This is a genomic window from Pseudomonas sp. K5002 (genome assembly GCF_013386655.1).
Classification (GTDB): domain Bacteria; phylum Pseudomonadota; class Gammaproteobacteria; order Pseudomonadales; family Pseudomonadaceae; genus Aquipseudomonas.
On the sequence record NZ_JACARK010000013.1, the window covers coordinates 1 to 18,870 of the forward strand.

16 protein-coding genes are annotated in these 18,870 nt (G+C 61.0%); 6 read left to right on the forward strand and 10 right to left on the reverse strand.

Features of this window, described 5'->3' with window-relative positions; all coding sequences use genetic code 11:
- The coding region (locus HX846_RS00610) for a PotD/PotF family extracellular solute-binding protein (RefSeq protein WP_178964790.1) at positions 1-765 on the forward strand (765 nt) is incomplete at its 5' end.
- Positions 766-966: 201 nt separating this feature from the next.
- Positions 967-3,303, forward strand: a complete 2,337-nt coding sequence (locus tag HX846_RS00615) for a bifunctional diguanylate cyclase/phosphodiesterase (protein ID WP_178964791.1) — start codon at positions 967-969, stop codon at positions 3,301-3,303.
- Positions 3,304-3,333: 30 nt separating this feature from the next.
- On the opposite strand, the gene HX846_RS00620 is transcribed toward HX846_RS00615, so the two are convergent.
- The 4 genes from HX846_RS00620 to HX846_RS00635 form a co-directional block, all read right to left on the reverse strand.
- Positions 3,334-4,758 (reverse strand): pyridoxal-dependent decarboxylase, encoded by a 1,425-nt coding sequence (locus tag HX846_RS00620; protein WP_178964792.1) that lies wholly within the window; start codon positions 4,756-4,758, stop codon positions 3,334-3,336.
- 34 nt (positions 4,759-4,792) lie between these two features.
- Positions 4,793-5,650 carry a 2OG-Fe(II) oxygenase gene (locus HX846_RS00625; protein ID WP_178964793.1) on the reverse strand — a complete coding sequence of 286 codons (858 nt, stop codon included), beginning with the start codon at positions 5,648-5,650 and terminating at the stop codon, positions 4,793-4,795.
- Positions 5,651-5,894: 244 nt separating this feature from the next.
- The gene (locus HX846_RS00630; protein ID WP_008438499.1) at positions 5,895-8,312 is read right to left on the reverse strand and encodes a glucose/quinate/shikimate family membrane-bound PQQ-dependent dehydrogenase; all 2,418 of its coding nucleotides are present in this window, start codon (positions 8,310-8,312) and stop codon (positions 5,895-5,897) included.
- 113 nt (positions 8,313-8,425) lie between these two features.
- Positions 8,426-9,763: a carbohydrate porin gene (locus tag HX846_RS00635; protein ID WP_178964794.1), complete on the reverse strand. Its 1,338-nt coding sequence runs from the start codon at positions 9,761-9,763 to the stop codon at positions 8,426-8,428.
- Between the two features lie 294 nt (positions 9,764-10,057).
- Between HX846_RS00635 and HX846_RS00640 the strand changes: the two genes are divergently transcribed.
- Both HX846_RS00640 and HX846_RS00645 read left to right on the forward strand, forming a co-directional pair.
- Positions 10,058-10,327, forward strand: a complete 270-nt coding sequence (locus HX846_RS00640) for a hypothetical protein (protein ID WP_102368168.1) — start codon at positions 10,058-10,060, stop codon at positions 10,325-10,327.
- A 100-nt stretch (positions 10,328-10,427) separates the two neighbouring features.
- Entirely contained in the window at positions 10,428-10,712 is a 285-nt protein-coding gene (locus HX846_RS00645) for a CCDC90 family protein (RefSeq protein WP_250884721.1), read from the forward strand.
- A 44-nt stretch (positions 10,713-10,756) separates the two neighbouring features.
- Here the strand turns inward: HX846_RS00645 and HX846_RS00650 are convergent, their stop codons facing one another.
- Both HX846_RS00650 and HX846_RS00655 read right to left on the reverse strand, forming a co-directional pair.
- Entirely contained in the window at positions 10,757-12,007 is a 1,251-nt protein-coding gene (locus HX846_RS00650; protein WP_003210380.1) for an aspartate aminotransferase family protein, read from the reverse strand.
- Between the two features lie 106 nt (positions 12,008-12,113).
- Positions 12,114-13,010 (reverse strand): LysR substrate-binding domain-containing protein, encoded by an 897-nt coding sequence (locus tag HX846_RS00655; protein ID WP_003210377.1) that lies wholly within the window; start codon positions 13,008-13,010, stop codon positions 12,114-12,116.
- A 144-nt stretch (positions 13,011-13,154) separates the two neighbouring features.
- On the opposite strand from HX846_RS00655, the gene HX846_RS00660 reads away from it, so the two are divergent.
- A complete protein-coding gene (locus HX846_RS00660; protein ID WP_008438485.1) occupies positions 13,155-14,183 on the forward strand; it encodes an amino acid ABC transporter substrate-binding protein in 1,029 nt (342 codons plus the stop codon).
- Positions 14,184-14,187: 4 nt separating this feature from the next.
- On the opposite strand, the gene HX846_RS00665 is transcribed toward HX846_RS00660, so the two are convergent.
- The 4 genes from HX846_RS00665 to HX846_RS00680 all read right to left on the reverse strand — a co-directional run bounded on the left by HX846_RS00665 (position 14,188) and on the right by HX846_RS00680 (position 18,419).
- A complete protein-coding gene (locus HX846_RS00665; protein ID WP_178964795.1) occupies positions 14,188-15,201 on the reverse strand; it encodes a diguanylate cyclase domain-containing protein in 1,014 nt (337 codons plus the stop codon).
- A gap of 137 nt (positions 15,202-15,338) precedes the next feature.
- Positions 15,339-17,258, reverse strand: a complete 1,920-nt coding sequence (locus HX846_RS00670; RefSeq protein ID WP_178964796.1) for an alkaline phosphatase D family protein — start codon at positions 17,256-17,258, stop codon at positions 15,339-15,341.
- Positions 17,259-17,395: 137 nt separating this feature from the next.
- A complete protein-coding gene (locus tag HX846_RS00675; RefSeq protein ID WP_003210371.1) occupies positions 17,396-17,641 on the reverse strand; it encodes a hypothetical protein in 246 nt (81 codons plus the stop codon).
- Positions 17,631-18,419, reverse strand: a complete 789-nt coding sequence (locus HX846_RS00680; RefSeq protein WP_003210369.1) for a VacJ family lipoprotein — start codon at positions 18,417-18,419, stop codon at positions 17,631-17,633. Before HX846_RS00680 ends, HX846_RS00675 begins: the two co-directional genes overlap by 11 nt.
- Positions 18,420-18,583: 164 nt before the next feature.
- On the opposite strand from HX846_RS00680, the gene HX846_RS00685 reads away from it, so the two are divergent.
- The coding region (locus tag HX846_RS00685; protein ID WP_178964797.1) for a response regulator at positions 18,584-18,870 on the forward strand (287 nt) is incomplete at its 3' end.

Here is an 18,870-nt window from a genome sequence, read left to right on the forward strand (position 1 = left end):
TACCGCCCCGAGCGCTTGCCCGAAGGGTTCAACCGCGGCAACGAGAGTTGGGGCTGGTTGCTGGATCCGGCCTGGGGCGCACGCACTGCGTTGCAGAGCGACGCCGCCATCGGCGCCCTCGACGCGGCGCTGGCCGTGCAAGGCGCGGGCCTCGCGAGCTTCAAGGACATCGGCAACATGAGCATCGAAGAGATCGATGTACTGGCCGATATCCTGGTGCGTAAACAGAAGGAAGGCCACTTCGCGGCGTTCTGGTCCGATGACGAGGAAGCCGCGCAACTGATGCTCAGCCCGAGCATCGATATCCAGAGCCTGTGGTCACCGACCCTGATGCGCCTGCATCGGGCCGGGGTCAAATACCGCCTGGCGGTGCCCCGTGAAGGCTATCGCGCCTGGTTCGGCGGGTTGTCGCTGTCGCGCCATGCCAAGGGCCCGGTGCTGGATGCGGCCTATGCCTACCTCAACTGGTGGCTGTCCGGCTGGCCGGGTGCGGTGATGGCGCGCCAGGGTTATTACATCGGCAACCCGGCTCGCAGCCGTGATCACCTGAGCGGTGCCGAATGGGACTACTGGTACGCCGGGCTGCCCGCCCGGGAAGAGCTGTTGGGCAGCGATGGCTTGCCGCTGATCGATGTGGGTGACGTGCGCGACGGCGGTTCCTATGAACAGCGCATGGGGCATATCGCGGTGTGGAACTCGGTGATGGATGAGCACAACTATCTCGTGCGGCGTTGGGGGGACTTCATGCGGGCGCGAACGTCGTAACGACACCCTGTCGCCAAATTAATGACATATAAACTCCCGTATTTATTGGGTGCACTTCTTCTCTTGCGCAGCTAATCTGGATAATTCAAATATCCCTGTAAAAAGGATATTTATTTGACGCCGGTTCAGCTATCGCGAGGGACGCGTATGACGAAGGGACGTTTCGGCTGGAGGGGGCAGGCGCTGCCAGAGGGCAACAGAATGAGGTGGCGCCATACGTTTCAAACCCGGATTGCCGGGGTGCTGGCGCTGCTGTTGCTGGTGGTCGTGGCGGCGGTGTATTTCGCGGTGAAGACCGCCACCAATCGCGCCGTGGAAAACCAGGCCCAGGTGCAGCTGGAAACCGGCAGCCAGGTGTTCGAACGCCTGCTCGACCTGCGTGGCCGGCGCCTGCAATACGGCTTGAACTGGCTGACGGCGGACCTGCCGTTTCGCCAGGCTGTCGCCGATGGCGAACCCGACGCGATTCTCGCGACCCTGCGCCGGCATGGCACCGGCCTGAGTTCCAGCGAGGTATTTGTGCTGGGGCTCGACGGCCGCGTGATGGTCAGCACGTTACCGGCGCTGACGTCCGGCCAGGCCTTTCCCTATAACGATGCCTTGCGCCAGGCCCGGCGCAGCGGCCTGCAAATGTTGATCGTGGCCCTGGATGGCCGGCCTTTCCTGCTGGTGCAACAGGAAGTCGTCGACCCCGCGCCGATCGCCCGTGTCGCCATGGGCTTTCCGATGGACGAAATATTTGCCAGTGAATTGCGCTCCATGAGCAACCTGGAAGTGTCGTTCATCAGCGCGCAGCATGGTCAGCCCGGCGAATTGTTCAGTACTCAGCCCGAGGCGCTACAGGCGTCGATTGCCAGCGACCTGCAGGGCGCGTACATCACTCCGGTGGCGCAATTGAACCTGTTCCACGGCCAGCGCTATCTCAGCCAGGTGCTGCCGTTGGGCAACACGGCAGACGGTGGCGAGGTCCGGGTGCTGCTGCAAAGCCCGCTGGACCACGCCCTTGAATCCTTCGCGCCGCTGGACCGGCAATTTCTCGCGATCGCCCTGGTGGTGCTGCTGGTGTCGCTCGCGGGTGCGTTGTTTCTGGCGCGGCGGGTTTCACGCCCACTCAATGCGTTGGTGCAGGCGGCCGAACGCATCGGGGCCGGTGACTATCGCACACCGGTACAGGTGCGCAGCCACGATGAGTTCGGCCTGCTGGCCCAGGCCTTCAACGCCATGCAAACCGGGATCGCGGTACGCGAGCGACAACTGGCCCACAACGCCTTGCACGACCCGCTCACCGGCCTGCCTAACCGCGCGCGGGCCATGGAACGCCTGGGCAGCGCCATCAGCGCTGGCCGGCCGGTGGTGTTGCTGTACCTGGGGATTGAAAACTACCGGGTGATCAACGAAGGCTACGGCCCGGAAGGCGTGGAAGAAATGCTCCGCGAAGCCAGCCGCTGCCTGCTGTCGAGCCTGTCGGCCAGCGACACCGCCGCGCGCATCACCGGCAGCGAGTTTTTGCTGCTGCTGGAAAACACTGCGATCGACCGCGCGGTGGCCCTGGCTGACCGCTTATATGGGCTGCTCACCGAACCCCAGCGCATAGGTGGCGATGAATTGCGCCACGAAGTGAGCATCGGCATCGCCGCCTACCCGGCCGACGGCCAGCAGGTTGAAGAGCTGATCAGCCGCGCCGCGATTGCCCGCCACGATGCGGCAGCGTTCCCGGGTTACTTACAGATCTACCAGCAGGACCGCGACCTCGCCCATCAACGCCAGATCAGCCTGATTCGTGACCTGCGCCGGGCGCCGACGGAGGGCGAGTTGTACCTGTGTTACCAGCCCAAGCTCGACCTGCACCATGGCCATGTGCGCCAGGCCGAAGCGCTGTTGCGCTGGCAGCACCCGACCCTGGGCCTGGTGTCGCCGGCCGAGTTCATTCCCCTGGCCGAGCGCACCGGCAGCATGGGCAGCCTGACCCAGTGGGTGATCGAAGAAGCCATTCGCCAACTGGCCGAGTGGGCGGTGCGCGGGTTGGAGGTGCAGTTGTCGGTGAACATCTCGGTGGATGACCTCGCCGATGACGGCCTGGCCCCGCGGGTGACCGAGTTGCTGGCGCACTACCGGGTATCGGCCCGGCAACTGATTTTCGAAATCACCGAAAGCGCGATCATGCACAACCCGGCCCAGGCCCTCAGCGTGCTGGAGCAACTGCGCGCTTGTGGCATCAGCCTGTCGGTGGATGACTTCGGCACCGGCTATTCATCCCTGGCGCAACTGCAACGCCTGCCGGTGCAGGAATTGAAGATCGACCAATCGTTTGTGCGCAACCTCGACAGCACTTCCGGCGACGGCGTGATCGTGCGCTCGACCATCGAAATGAGCCACAACCTGGGGCTCAAGGTGGTGGCCGAAGGGGTGGAGTTCGAGCCCAGCCTCAAGCTGCTCAAGCTCTGGAAGTGCGACACGGCCCAGGGCTATCTGATCAGCCGGCCGTTGAATGCCATGGCGTTTGAGATGTGGATGCGCCGCGAGCGCGTGCCGGTCTAGGGCGTCGGTGGCTGCACCGACGCCGGTCTTTCAGTGTTCAACCGTTGCATCGACCAGGGTTTGCAACCGTTCCCACAAGCCTTCGACGTGGTGGCGCTCCGTCCCCAGCGCGCCAATGGACACGCGTACCATCCAGCGCTCGTCGAGCACGGCGGGGGTGACGTAGGCGCTGCCTGAATGGTTGAGCTTTTCCGCCCAGGCCCGGGTGTAGGTATCCAGCGCCTCACCATCAAGGCCTGGTGGCTCGTGGCGAATGCACAAGGTTTGCAGGGTGACGGCGGCTACCAGTTTCCAGTGTTTGCTGCCTTCAATCTGTTCTGCCAGCCAGCGGGCATTCGCCAGGTCACGCCGCAGCCGGGCCTGCAGGCCGCTGACGCCTTGCTCGCGGATCAGGAACCACAGCTTCAGCGCGCGGAACCGGCTGCCCAGGGAGATCCGCCAGTCGCGGTAGTTCCTGACCTGGCCGTCAGCCTTGGACTGTAGATAGCTGGGGTTGGTGGTCATGATGCGAATCAAGTGCTCGGGGTCGCGTACAAAGTACACCGAGCAATCAAACGCTGCCCCCAGCCATTTGTGAGGGTTGAGGACCAGCGAGTCGGCGTTCTCGATGCCGTGCCACAGCGCGCGGCATTCTGGGAGGATCATCGCGGCCCCGGCCATGGCTGAGTCGACATGCAACCACAGGCCGTGGCGTTGCGTCAGGGCGCCGATGGCTTCCAGGGGGTCGATGGCCATGGCTGCCGTTGTGCCGGTGGTCGCAATCACCACACAGGGTCTGTTCCCGGCAGCCAGGTCTTGTTCGATTGCCCGCTCCAATGCATGCGGTGATATTGCATTGTGTTCGTCGGTTGCCACGGTACGGATATTGTTCTGGCCGAACCCCGCCAGGATCGCGGCCTTGTTCACTGAACTATGGGCGTGGGCCGAGGTGTAGACGATCAAGGGGGCGCCGCTGTTTTGCAGGCCATCGTGCATCAGCGCGTAGTGGGAGCTGCGTTCGCGGGCGCTGATCAGCGCCACCAGGGTGGAGGTCGAGGCCGAGTCCTGGATCACTCCGCTCCAGTTGGCGCTCAGGCCGATCATGTCGCGCAGCCAATCGGTGGTGACTTCCTCGATTTCGGTCAGGGCCGGGCTCGATTGCCACGACAATCCCACCACGCCCAGGCCGGTACTCAAGCAATCGCCGAGGACGGAGGACAGTTCCACATTCGACGGGAAGAACCCGAAGAAGCTTGGATGCTGCCAATGCAACAGACCGGGCATGATCAGTGTTTCGACGTCGCCCATGATCTGTTCGAACGGTTCGGCTGTCTCAGGCGGGCTGGCCGGCAATGCGGACCTGATTTCTCCCGGGGCCGTGGTGGGTTGCACACCGCGTTGCTCGATGTTTTGTCGATAGTCTGCAATCAGGTCGATCATGGCGTGGCCATGTCGGCGGAATTCCTCAGGTGTCATATCAGGGTGTCCGTCAGGAAGAGAAATATAGGCGTTAGCACCAGAAGTAAAACGGCTGGCCAGTGGTATAGCCGATAAACGACTGGATGCTGATGCGCTTGCCTGAATCGAAACCGCAAATGGCATGGGGACGGCGAGTATTGATAATCACCAGTTCGTTTTTCTGCGGCTGGATGCGCAGCGGTTTTTTCAAACGATCTTCGGGCAGTTCCGCCCCTTCGAAACGGATGACCTCGTCGTAGGTAAACGCCTCGGTATCCCAAATGACCAGTTCACCTCCGGAAGGTGGTACTTCGAGGTAAATATTCGCGCTGAATTGATGTTCCAGTTCGGCAATCGACAAGGGCAGGCAATCGACATGGGGGACTGTTTCGGAGAGGTGGGCTGTCTCCGGGAACATGGCGCGGATAATGCCGCAGAACATCGGCTGGCCCTGGAACGCCGCGGTTGTCGCGCCTTCTGGCCACACCTGCCGGATATGCTCCATCAGTAGATGGATGGGTGGTTTGCGCGGGGCACAGAGGTCATTGATCACGCAGCGCATGTGGGTGGCGTCTGCGTAGTATTTCTGTTGCGAATAGCTGTCTGCGGCCTTGCCGTAGGTGGAGTTGAACGGTGTTCCCCAGCGATGGACACCATAGAAATGCTGGACAACTTTTCCGTGCTCATAGGTCTCGTGGTTATATTCCTGGAGCGTCGCCGTTTCGTTGATATGTTTATTTAGTACTTCGCTGGTTTGTTCATTCGCGTAGTCAGGTACCCGGATGGCAAGTATTTCTCCGCGAATAAGTTTTTCCAGGCTGAGTGTGTCGAGTTGCTCGAGCGCCAGGATCCCGGGCACCTGGCTATGCTGGACTGCAGGTATTGATTCAACGCTGTTGAGGTCCGTCATGATGAAAACTCCATGTTAGTTACAGCACGTCATATAGATAACGTTTGTTTGGCTGGGGATTTACTGGCGACAGTGAGCGTCGGATGGCGCAGGGCAAAAGTTGAGGGAAAGACTTTTGGGGAGGTATAGGACTTTTCCGAGTAAACTTTTAAATACATCGGCGCTATCGGATCGCTTTATTTCACGCATAAAAAAAGGCGGCTACCCACTTAGGTAGCCGCCTTTTTCTTACTGCCGGTTTTGCTTAATCCGGCAGTTTGAACGCCATCACATAGTCACCCTGCTTGGTGCCCAGGGAACCATGACCGCCGGCCATGACCAGCACGTACTGCTTGCCGTCCTTGCCGGTGTAGGTCATTGGTGTAGTTTGCGCGCCTGCTGGCAGGCGGCCTTCCCACAACTGCTTGCCGTTTTTCACGTCATAGGCACGCAGGTACTGGTCAAGGGTACCGCTGAGGAAGGACACGCCACCGGCGGTGGTAAAAGTCCCGCCCAGGCTTGGCACGCCCATGGTCAGTGGAATCGGAACCGGCGAGCTGTCACGCACGGTGCCGTTCTTGTGCATCCAGATGGTCTGGTGGTTGGTCAGGTCGACCGCGGCCACATAACCCCACGCCGGCGCCTGGCACGGCAGGCCCAGTGGCGACAGCATGGCTTCGAGGATCACACCGTATGGCGCGCCTTTGTTCGGCTGCACCCCTTCGGTTTCGCTGACACGCGGACCTTGCTTGGCAATGTCGGCGGCCGGGATCAGTTTCGATTTGAACGCCATGTAGCTCGGGTTCACGAACGCGATCTGGCGAACCGGGTCGACGGAAATGCCACCCCAGTCGAACACGCCGAAGTTACCTGGGTAAACGATCGAGCCCTGCAGCGACGGCGGGGTGAACGGACCGTCGTAGCGCATGGATTTGAAGTCAATCCGGCACAGCATCTGGTCGAACGGCGTCACGCCCCACATGTCACGCTCCTTGAGGGGCGGTGGCATGAAGTTCAGGTCGGACTTCGGTTGGGTCGGTGCGGTGTGATCGCCGGCCACTGCGCCTTGCGGTACAGGGATTTCATTGATCGGCACTACAGGCTGACCGTTCGAGCGGTCGATCACGTAGATGCTGCCTTGCTTGGTCGACGCCATCACCGCTTGCTTCACGCCGTCAGCGGTCTTGATGTCGATCAGCGAAGGCTGGCCGCCCACGTCCATGTCCCACAGGTCATGGTGAGTGAACTGGAAGGTCCACTTCACGTGGCCGCTGTCGATGTCCAGGGCAGTCAGGCCGGCGCTGTACTTCTCGGAGTCCGGAGTCCGGTCGCCGCCGTACTGGTCGGGCATCTGGTTACCCATCGGCAGGTAGAGCATGCCGAGTTTTTCGTCCACCGCGAACATCGACCACATGTTTGGCGAGTTGCGGGTGTAAGTCTTGCCCTCGGCCAACGGGGTGGTGTCGTCCGGGTTGCCGCTGTCCCAATTCCACACCAGCTTGCCGGTGTGCACGTCGAACGCACGGATCACGCCGCTAGGCTCGTCGGTGGAGACGTTGTCGGTCACGTGACCGCCGATTACCACCAGGTTCTTGGTAACGGCCGGTGGCGAGGTGGAGTAGTAACCGCCCGGGGCGAAGGTGCCGATGTTGGCACGCAAGTCGATCTGGCCTTTGTCACCGAAGTCTTCGCACATCTTGCCGGTGTCGGCGTTCAGGGCGATCAGACGGGTGTCGGCGGTAGGGACGAAGATGCGTTTCGGGCAGGCATTCGGCGCGGCGGCCGGGCTGGCGCTGCCAGTCGGGCTCTGTTCCGAGGCATACACGGCATCATCGTGATACGACACGCCACGGCAGGTCATGTGCGCCCAACCCTTGAAGTTGGCAGCACCTTCGCTGCTGATCTTCGGGTCGAAACGCCAGATTTCCTTGCCGGTGTCCGGGTCCAGGGCAATCACCTGGCTGTGAGGCGTACACACGTAGAGCATGCCGTTGACTTTCAGCGGGGTGTTTTCCGCGGTGGTTTCACCGGGATCGCCTGGGCCAGGGATGTCGCCAGTACGGAAGGTCCAGGCTGGAACCAGCTTGTGGGCGTTTTCCGGAGTGATCTGTGCGAGTGGCGAGTAACGATCACCGAAGGCCGAACGGCCATAGGAGTTCCAGTCACCATCAGCCTGGGCTGGCGCAGTGCTGGCCATGCCCGGTACCGCATCGCGGTCCAGCTGGCCTTTCTTGACCATGGCGCCCGGGTCGGTGAATTGGCTGGCCAATGCAGCGGCGCCGGCCAGTACGACCGCGACGCTCAGCGCGCCAGTGCCCAGCGGCGAGGCTTGGCCACGCAGCAACGGACGGCGGAACCACGGGAGCAGCATGACGATGCCGAGGGCAAACAGCAGGGCCAGGCGCGGTACCAGTTGCCACCAGTCCAGGCCGACTTCCCACAGCGCCCATACGGTGCTGGCAAACAGCACCAGTGCGTACAAGCCCAGCGCCGCACGGCGTGTTGCCAGCAGCAACAGGCCTGTGACGGTGATGCCGAGACCGGCCAGCAGGTAATACAGCGACCCGCCGAGCATGCTCAGCTTGATCCCCCCGGCCAACAAGGCCAGGCCCATTATCAGCAGCAAGATCCCCAGCAGCCTGGGCAGCAGGCGACTTGGACTTGAAGCACCATCAGTGCTCATAGTGTGGTTCTCCGTTACGTTTTGAATTGATTGCGCACAGTTCACTGTAGATGACGTTCCGGCGCAGGCTTGGTTCAGGGCTAATTCGTTTTCTTCAGAATTTACTTACAACGTCAGAATGAGCTTTGCAGCTTGATCCCGCCGATGAGCGCGTCATCCACCTGGGCCACGGCTCCGGGGTGACGGATGTATTGCAGGTTCGGGCGCACCGTCAGCCACTGGGTGACATGGATGCCGTAATAGAGCTCAGCGCTGTATTCCGTGTGTTGAATCGGCAGGTAGGATGGGTCATCGAAGTCGTATACCGCGTGGGCCTGGTTGCTTGCCTCGGCATTCTTGCGGTAGGCCGGGTTGACGTGCACCCGGGCCACGGCGAAACCGATATCGTCCTTGGCGCGGGCGTCGAACAGGCCCTTGTAGACCACGCCGGCTTGCACGTAGTTATCCACAGCGTTGGTTTTCTTGTCGTGCATCGTGCCGTTGGCGAACACGTTCAAGCCCCGAGAATGGTCGCTGGCCAGGCTGGTGACTTGCTGCTGCACCCCCAGCCACACCCCGTGCTTGCTGGAGGCGCTGCGATAGGCCTCGCCGCTGAGGGCTGCCGGCTGGTCGTTGCGGTCTTTATACACATCGCTGGCCTTGGCGCTGCTGTAGTAGTAGCCGGCGCGGTATTCGCCGGGCAGGCCGTTCAGCGTAGGCGTCCACACCAGCTCAACCGGGAGCAGGGCGCCTTGGGTGCCGCTGCCGCTGAGCTTGAAGCCATTGCCGCGATCGAGGTTGGACGGGTTCTGTTCGTAGGCGCCGACCTGGGCGTACAACTCGGGCGTCAGGTGATATTTGACCCGCAACGCCCACTGGCTCACCGGCCAGTTGTACCAGATGCTGCCAACCCAGTTACCGACCTGCGAGCCGCAGAATGCGAGGTTTTGGAAGTCGCAGGGGAAGCTGTTGAAGTCTTCACCTTCGCCAAAGCGCCCGGCCTTGATGTCGAGCTTTTGGTCGAAGAATTTCTGCTGGTACCACATCTGCGTCAGGCGCCAGGTCTGGCCACGGCCCCAGACTTCCTGGGACGAGGTAAAACCGCCCACACGCGGATCGTTGACCCGGTCATTGGTGATGTTGTTGCCGCTGCGCTCGGTCACCGTCAACTGGAACTCGGCGTCGTGCCAGCCGAGGATCTTCTGCAGATCCAGGTGCGTGCCCAGGCCGAATTGGTCGCTGTAGCGCGCAGTGCGGTCGTGATCCGAGCCGCCGTGCAGGTTGCTGCCCATTTCGCCGGTGTAGTTGAATTTGAAGTCGTAGCCTTGTTGAGACAGCGCTGTCCGAGCGCCGCCGAAATCACCCAGCATCCACGGTGATTCAGCGTCAAAGGCAGGTGCGGCCTGGGCACAGTTGATCAGGCCGAACGGTAACAGCGCAGCGCACAGGCGCAGGTTTGGGAAAGCAGGCATAGGCAAAATGGGGTCTTAATATTTTATGGTTTTGAAACGCAAACAGCGGCCTGGCGCGTTCGCACAAGGGCGTTGAACACGGGCGGTCGATGGTTTGGTGGAATGATGAAACGTTTCAGTTTGTTGCTGACAAGGATAAAGCCCTGGCGCGGGGAGAGAAAGGGCTAAACGGAAGATGGATTCTTTCGGATTTGGTAATAGTGCGCTGGATCGTCGGATTTGGTAGCAATCTGTGCGTTGGTTTGTGTTTGAGGGCGTGGTTATCTGCGTCACCAAAACAGATGGGGGGTCGACATGGAAGGCGACGACAACGTAGGTGAGGCAAAGGCCGTAACAGCCGGGGAACTAGTCATTATTCTCGGTCAGTATCACAGTGCAATGTCCAGACTGGGCTCCGGGATCATCAGTTTGTCCGGTGCTCTGAAACACAGTGAAAATGCCGAAGTGAAAGAGGCGGCAGATGAGGCTTGGTTAAAACTGAATGAGTTTATCGATTACATGGACAGCGTCGCTGATGATTTAAACGCGTTGGCCAAGGAAAAAGGCATCCCAAATGGCGAATGATCTCAAGAATAATGTGAGTTATCTTCGACACGAGTATCGTCAAGCCTCTTCACTCGAGAGTACCCGCAAAAGTGGTGGAGGCAGCGGAGGAGGAAACGACTTGGAAAAGCGTATTGATACGATTGAAAAAGCACTTCCTGATATACGCGATCGGCTTTCGCGAGTAGAGACGAAGCTCGATGGCATAAAAGAACAGATGGTGACCAAGGCTGACCTGATCGCCACAAGGGCCGAGTTTCGTGAAGACACATCAGGGCTGCGTCTTGAGATCGCCAATTTCAGGACAGACATGCAATCAATGGAAACCCGTATCCTGAAATGGTTTGTTGGAACTGCGGGCGTTCTGTCTGCCATCGCCTTTGGCGTCGCCCGACTCGTCCACTGACGTTTTCCGTTCGAAGCCCGGCTTCCCGCCGGGCTTTCTGGTTTTTAAGCCAACTTCGCCAAACACTCTTCAAGAATATCCAGCCCTTCCTCCAGCACCGCCGCTTCAATCGTCAACGGCGCCAGCAGGCGGATGATATGCCGCGATTTGCCGCTGGGCATCAGCAACAAACCCGCCTCGCGGGCCAGTGCCAGCAGCTGGGCCAGTTGTTGTGGCGCCGGGCTGCCGTCGGCGTTGGCCAGTTCGATGCCACGCATGGTGCCCACGCCGGTCAAGCGGCCGAGGTAGGGGGAGAGCCTTTTCGAACACCATGATTCATAGCGACTGACGATCGCTTCTTCCTGCTGCGCGCCCCAACCTTGCAGGTGCTCGTCCGTCATTTCATCCAGGGTGGCCAAGGCCGCCGCGCAGGCAATCGGGTTACCGGAGTAGGTGCCGCCGAGGCCGCCTTTGGGCAGGTTGTCGAGCAATGTCTTGCGACCCACCACCGCACCCAACGGCACACCGCCGGCGATGCTTTTGCCCAGCAGGATCAGGTCCGGTTCGATGCCCAGGCGTGAGAAGGCGAAGCGCTGGCCGGTGCGGCCGAAGCCGGACTGGATTTCATCGGCAATCAACAGGATGTTTTTCTCATCGCAGAAGCGTCGCAGGGCCTGGGCAAATTCCACGTCCAGCGCCAGGAAACCACCTTCGCCCTGCACGGGTTCGATGATGAAACAGGCCACGTCGTCGACGTCGATTTCCACGCTGAACAGGCGGTCCATCGCCTTGAGTGCTTCGCCGCAGGTCACGCCGTTGTCGCGGCTGGGGTAGGGCAGGTGGAACACCGGCCCCGGCAATACGCCGACTTTTTGCTTGTATGGCGCGACCTTGCCATTGAGATTGAGCGTCGCCAGCGTGCGCCCGTGAAACGCACCGTCAAAGGCGATGACGGCGGTGCGGCCAGTGGCGCCGCGGACAATTTTCAGGGCGTTTTCCGCCGCTTCCGCTCCACTGTTGGTGAGCATGCCACTGACCGGGTAATCCACCGGGATGAATGCGGTAAGACGGTCCATCAGTTCGATGTAGGGCGCGTGAGGCGCGGCATTGAAGGCGTAGTGGGTGAGCCTGGTGGCCTGGTCGCGGATCGCCTCCACCACACGCGGGTGGCAGTGGCCCAGGTTGAGCACGCCGATGCCGCCGACGAAATCGATGAAGCGCTTGCCGGTGGTGTCCCAGACTTCGGCGTTCCGGCCATGGCTGAGACTGATGGGGTGGACGATGGAAATCGACTGGCTGATGGTTTCGCGGCTCATGGATCCGGGACTCAAGAATAGGATGCGTCCTTTTATCTAAGCCGTGAGCCGCCTTGCCCCGCAAACGAAATAAAGTCGCCGGGTCATTATTAAAAGTCGGGATGTGCTATGGCGAGGGAGCAAGCTCCCTCGCCACATCCACCATCCAGTTCAGGAACGCCTTCACTTTCGGGATCTCCCCGGCATGCTCGGCATGGGCGATAAAGTGCGCGCCGGCACTCGGCATTCTGTAATCCCAGGGGATCATCAGGCTGGCGTTCGCCAATTCCTCGGCCACCAGATACTGCGGCACCAACGCCACGCCGTACCCCGATTGCGCGGCGCGGATGCACATGTAGAACGTGTCGAAACGCGGCCCGTGGTAGCTGTTTTGCGAGTGCAGGCCCTGTTCCAGAAACCACTCGTGCCAGGCTTCCGGGCGCGAGGTGCATTGCAGCAAGGTGTGGCGGGACGAGGCGTCGCTGCCAGCGGCAACAAACCCGGGGGCACAGACCGGCACCACGGCTTCGCGAAACAACTCGATGCAAGTTGCCCCCGGCCACGCTCCCTGGCCGAAGAAAAACGCGATATCCGCCTTGGCCTGCAACACGTCGAACGGCTCCAGTTCGTTGCGCACGTCCAGGTGGATATTGGGATGGCGCGCGGCAAAATCCTTGAGCTTGGGCACCAGCCAGCGGTCACCGAAGGTCGGCTGGGTGGCGATGCGCAGCACTTCGGTCTCGCCACCGTAGGTGAGGATGTAGCGGCTGGAAATATCCACCTGGTTGAGGATCTTGCGTACTTCCTCCAGGTACAGCGAGCCCGCCGGCGACAGGTACAAACGCTGGCGCACCCGCTGGAACAGCGGGTGGCAGAGCATCTCTTCGAGCTGTGCCACCTGCTTGCTCACCGCGCTCTGGGTCAGGTGCAGTTCTTCGGCAGCGCGGGTGAAACTCAGGTGGCGGGCGGCAGCTTCGAAGCACTGCAGGGCGGTCATCGAAGGGGTCAAGCGTTTCGAGATCATGAGAAGTTCATTCCAAATCGGAAGGAGCCTTTGCCTAAACGTCGTTTGTGGCCAAGGTGTAAAGCCGTTGATACTGACCGGCAACACTATAAACGGCGCGGGTTTGTGGCGCCGAATAATAAAGACCGACAGGGAGCGCCTTGCATGAAGCACATGAAATCCACGTTGGCGGCATTCACCGCCGCAGCACTATTGGGGCTGGCCGCAAGCGCACACGCGGGGGCGACCCTGGATGCGATCCAGAAGAAGGGTTTTATCCAGTGTGGGGTCAGTGATGGGTTACCGGGTTTTGGCGTGCCGGACGCCAACGGCAAGATGACCGGCATTGATGTGGACGTGTGCCACGCCGTCGCCGCAGCACTCTTTGGTGACGCGTCGAAAGTGAAGTTCAGCCAGTTGACCGCCAAGGAGCGTTTCACTGCGTTGCAATCCGGCGAGATCGACCTGATTTCCCGCAACACCACCTGGACCAGTTCCCGTGACGCGGGCATGGGCATGGTGTTCACCGGCGTGACCTACTACGACGGCATCGGGTTCCTGGTGAACACCAAGCTCGGTGTGAAGAGCGCCAAGGACCTGGACGGCGCGACCATCTGCATCCAGGCCGGCACCACCACCGAGCTGAACGTCTCGGATTACTTCCGCGCCAACGGCCTGAAGTACACGCCGATTACCTTCGACACTGCTGACGAAAGTGCCAAGGGCCTCGAAGCGGGCCGCTGCGACGTGCTTACCACCGACCAGTCGGGGCTGTACGCCCAGCGGATCAAGATGGCTCACCCGGATGAGTTCGTCGTATTGCCTGAAGTCATTTCCAAGGAGCCATTGGGCCCGCTGGTGCGCAAGGGCGACGACGAGTGGTTCAGCATCGTCAAGTGGACGTTGTTCGCCATGCTCAATGCCGAGGAAATGGGCATCACTTCGCAGAACGTTGAAGAGCAAGCAAAGTCCAGCAAGAACCCGGACGTCGCCCGTTTGCTCGGCGCAGACGGTGACTACGGCAAGGACCTGAAACTGCGCAAGGACTGGGTCGTGCAGATCGTCAAGCAAGTGGGCAACTACAGCGAGGTGTTCGAGCGCAACATCGGCCAGGGCAGCGTGCTGAAGATCAAGCGCGGCCTTAATGCCCTGTGGAGCAACGGCGGGATCCAGTACGCGCCGCCGGTTCGCTGAGGTTTCACGAAGAAACCGTGTCCTTGCCCGCCGCCTTGGAGCAATACAACGCCTGATCGGCCCTGGCCATCAGGCAGGCGGGTGACTCATCGTTGCGTCGCTCTACCACGCCGAGGCTCAACGTCACCTTGAAGCTGCCCACGGCGGGCAAGTCCTTGAGCGCACAGCGCATCCGCTCGGCCAATTCCCGCGCGGTCTCCAACGTGCTTTTGGGCACGATGACCATGAATTCATCGCCGCCCCAGCGGGCCAGCAAGTCGCCGTGGCGAATGCAGGCCTCCAGGCATTCCACCACGCGCACCAGGGTTTCATCGCCTACGGCATGGCCGTGCTGATCGTTGATGGGCTTGAAGTCGTCAATGTCCATGGCGATCAGCGACAGCGGCAGGCGAAACCGTTGGGCGCGAGCGCACTCTTCCAGCAGGACGCGTTCAAGGCGGTAACGATTGGCCACGCGAGTCAAGGCGTCGCGTTCGGCCAGGGAGCGATTCTCGTCCAGTTGCAACTGCAGTTGTTGATTGACCCGCGACAGCTCGCGGGTGCGCTCGGCCACCAGGGCTTCAAGGGATTGATTGCGGCGCTCCAGCTGTTCGATGGACTGTTTGCGCGCCTGGATACTGCGGTGGGCGCCGACCATGCGTGCCACCGAGCCGTCGTCGTTACGTGCGATCACGTAGCCGCGGTCTTCGATCCACAGGTAGGAGCCGTCTTTCTTGCGGCAGCGGTATTCGGCTTGATAGTGAGTGGTGCGGCGGTTGATGTAGTTATCAAACAGCACCATCACTTGGGGATAGTCATCGGGATGAATCACGTTTTCCCAGGTGAATACGCTGTTTTCCAGGGAGTGATGGGCATAGCCGAGCATTTCGTACCAGCCGGGGTTGCGGTAGACGAACCCGGTGTTGGCGTTCCAGTCCCAGATCCCGTCGCTGACCAGCTCCATGATGGCATGCAGCATGTCGGCGTTAAGGTCGCAAAAGTCCTTCCTTGACGGTTCGCTGCCGGATGTATCGTCCATTGCGCACTCCCTGCGTGGACTGGCTCCTGGGGCCAGCCAAAATTGATGCCGATACTCCGTGGCTGGCGGTACTGTACAACGGCGCCTTGGCGCTTAGAAGGGGGTCTTTGGTCTAGTGGGGGTGTGGCTAAAAGCCACTAATTGCTTGGGTTCAGCTTCTGATCAGGCGCCGCCATCCTGGTCCTGGGCGCCCCATTGGCATTGTGCTGATAAATCGCCTCAGGCTGCCCCTGCCGGTTAAAAAACACCTGCCCGATCCCGGCAGAATTCCAGAGCCGTTCGCCCGCTTCAGCGTGTTCCGGAATATGCGGCACTACCTGCATGAGTCGGCGACGGGTGAACCAGTTCAGCGGTGAGCGCGGTGAGTAGAGCCATCGATTGAGACGGTCGAACCATTCCAGCAAGCGCGGCGGGAATTCGTTCTTGATGCCGCTGCTGGTGATCTGCCAGATTTTTGGACCGGCATTGCGGTGGCGAATCAGCACTTCATAGACGAACGAGTAGTGCACGTCTCCCGAGAGGATCACGTAGTTGCCCGGTGTGCGGGAGTGACGAAAGATGTTGAGGATCACCTGTGCTGCGCCGCGGTGGGCCATCCAGTTTTCCGCGTCCACCAGCAGCGGGTAGCCGCACCAGCTGAAGGCCTTCTGCACGGTTTCGATCAGTTTGACGCCGAAGATCGGCGCCGGTGAAACGATTATCGCGCAAGGGTGATCCAGCAGCTCCTGTTGCAGTTCGCTCAGTGCTTCCCAGTCCAGCAGGCCGGAGGGTTGCTTGAGGTTGAACTCGCTGCGCCAGCGCCGGGTACGGGTGTCGAGCACTACCAGTGCGGGGGTGGTAGGCAGCACGTAATGCCATTGCTGGAACTTCAGCAGGTCATCCACCAGCTCATCTTGAGCGTCAGGCTGCAGGTAGTTGTCGTGGGCCTGTGTGGTGAGCGCCAGGGTTTTGCCGATTACCGTATCGAACGCATCCGGGTTATTGCCCCAGCCCTGGCACAGCATATAGGCCAGTAGTGCGTTGCCGATGATGCGCTTGGAGAACGGATGCCCGTAAGCGGTTTCTTCCCATTGGGCGCTGAGGTTCCAGTCGTCGGTGATGTCGTGATCATCGAAGATCATCAGGCAGGAGAGGTGGGCGAACACCCTGGCCACGCCACCCAGGCCGTCACGGAACGTGTCGATCTGCACTTGCTCGTGCCCATAGCGTACGTGCCCTTCGGCGCGCAGTTGCGGCGCTTGCGGGGTGATCAGCTGCCACGGTACGGGCGACCACGCCAGCAGGTACATCGCCATGACTTCGGCAAAAGTCACCAGGTGGTTGTCGGCGCTGCTGCTGGTGAAAATAGGCTTCTTCACCCCGCCAAAAAAACGCTCGCGCAGGGTCTCGTTGCTCTTCAGGGCGGGCAACAGGTCGGCTCGATGGTAGTAGCTGGCGGCATGCTCATAAAGCGCGGCGCTGTTGTCGACGACGGCACCGTCGAGGTGTTCGTCGAACAGGCCGAGGCGCGTGATCAGCGCATGAATGGCCCGCAGCATCGGCCCCGCGACATCGTCGGCGTAGACCTGGTCGCCACTCATCATCAACAAGGCCGGGCGTTCCTCCAGGGTGTTCGATTCGGCCAGCAGCCGGTCGACACACAGCAAACCGTCGGCTGCGCTGTGATGGGGCTTGCGGCAGGAACCGTGGACCAATTGGTGGATGCGGCTGTGCAGGACGAAATGCGGGCCTTGTGCGCCCGGGTAGAGCAGGTGCGGCGCCCATTCGGCGATACCAGCACGGTTTACCAGCAGGTCGTAGCCGATGCTCACGTCCTGGGGCAGGGCTTCCGCCAGCGGTACGTCGATCAGATGGATAAAGGCCTGGCGCCCGACGGGCACCACCTTGCATTGGCTGGCGTCCAACTCGATATCGAGCGCCGCGCCTTGGGCGACTTGCAGCCTCAGGGTCAATGCCAGGGGACGACTTCCCACCAGCCACATCACCAGGCGCCGCGGTTCCAGGCGTCGCAGCAACGGGCCGGCGAGTACAGCGGGAAGTGTGTCGGGGTGAGGCATCAAGGCAACGGCTCTGGGCAAGGTTGGGCCGAAAAGGTAACGCATTGAATGTCAGCGTTTTGTTAAGGCGCGATACCCGGGCGAGCGGCAAATTACCCGGCGCCCACTGGCCCGGGCTATAAACCTTTCATCTCAAATCATGACTGCGTGGCGCAGGTCTCGCCTTCGGCAATCATCCAGCGCAGCACTTCGGCCAGGGCCACACTGTGCTGGCGCTCGACCCAGCGCACACCCTGCGGGCTGTACCGTTCGACATAGCGGCTCAGCACCAGGCGGCCCTGCTCCGACGACAGGCTCAGGCGAGTCTCCCGGCAGAGCAGCGCGCTGGTCCCGCGTTTACGAACCTGACGTTGCAGGACCAGTGAGCTTGATTCAGAAATCATCGCCGGCTCCCTGTGCACAATTATCGGCCTGAGGCGACGTCGCCCCCTGCTTGCCCTCCAGCACAAAGGCCGCGCGGTGTTCGGCCACCACGTTACGCAAGGCACTGTAGTAGTCCGGCAGCTTTTGCAGGCTGTCGGTCAGCGGCAGCAACGAGGCGCGCGTGTCCACTGTGCCACCCACCAGGCTGATGGTGCCCAGGGTTTGCACGGTATCGCTGTCGCCCAGCGGCGCCACCAGGAAGTTCAGGACCTTGCCCGCCGCATCGCGGCTGTTGCCGGTGCCCAGCAACGGCAGTTCGACAATCGGCCCGTTGCCAATCCCCCACACGCCAAAGGTCTGGCCGAAATCGGCGGTGTGGCGAGGGATGCCCAGCGGGTCCGAGACATCAATCAAGCCGACGATCCCCACGGTGGTGTTCACCGCAAAACGTCCCAGGGTGTTGATCGAACGCCGTGGGTTGCCTTGCAGCAGGTCGTTGATGAAGACCTTGGGCTCGCTGAAGTTGCTGGCGAAGTTATGCACACCCTGCTGGAAAAACTCCGGCATGTATCGGTAGCCTCGGGCTACAGGCGCCAGGGCGTAGTCATCCACCGCGCGGTTGAAGGCGAACACGCCCCGGTTGACTGGTTCGGCGGGGTCATACACCGGGTAGGAAACCTGTGCGCAGCGTGTGGTACTCGTTACGTTGGCCGGGCTCGCGCAGCCTGTGAGGTAAGACACAGTCAGCAACAACACCGCCTGGCGAGCCAGGTGCTGGGGATACGTCAGCGAGCGCATGGGGTCAGTCTCCGGGAAAAGGAAGCCGATGCTGGCAGCCGCAGCTTGCGCAAAGATGTCTGCTTTATTGCGCCGTTGACGCTTTATTGCACGATTGAAATATATGACGGGCCGCGTCGAATGGTTTTAGATGGCGCATCGACAAGACCAAGTGATGCCCATCGGTGAGCCATCTTTTAATCGTGGACGATGACCTCGAGGTCCTCGCCCTGCTGAAGAAATTCTTCCTGCAACATGGCTACACGGTCGAGACCGCCGCCAATGGCGCCGAGCTGTGGGCGGCCATGGAGCGTACACCTGCCGACCTGATCATCCTCGACCTGATGCTGCCGGGGGATAACGGCCTGTTGCTGTGCCAGCGCCTGCGCCAGCAATACGCAACACCGGTGATCATGCTGACCGCCATGGGCGAACTGAGTGATCGCGTGGTGGGCCTGGAAATGGGCGCCGA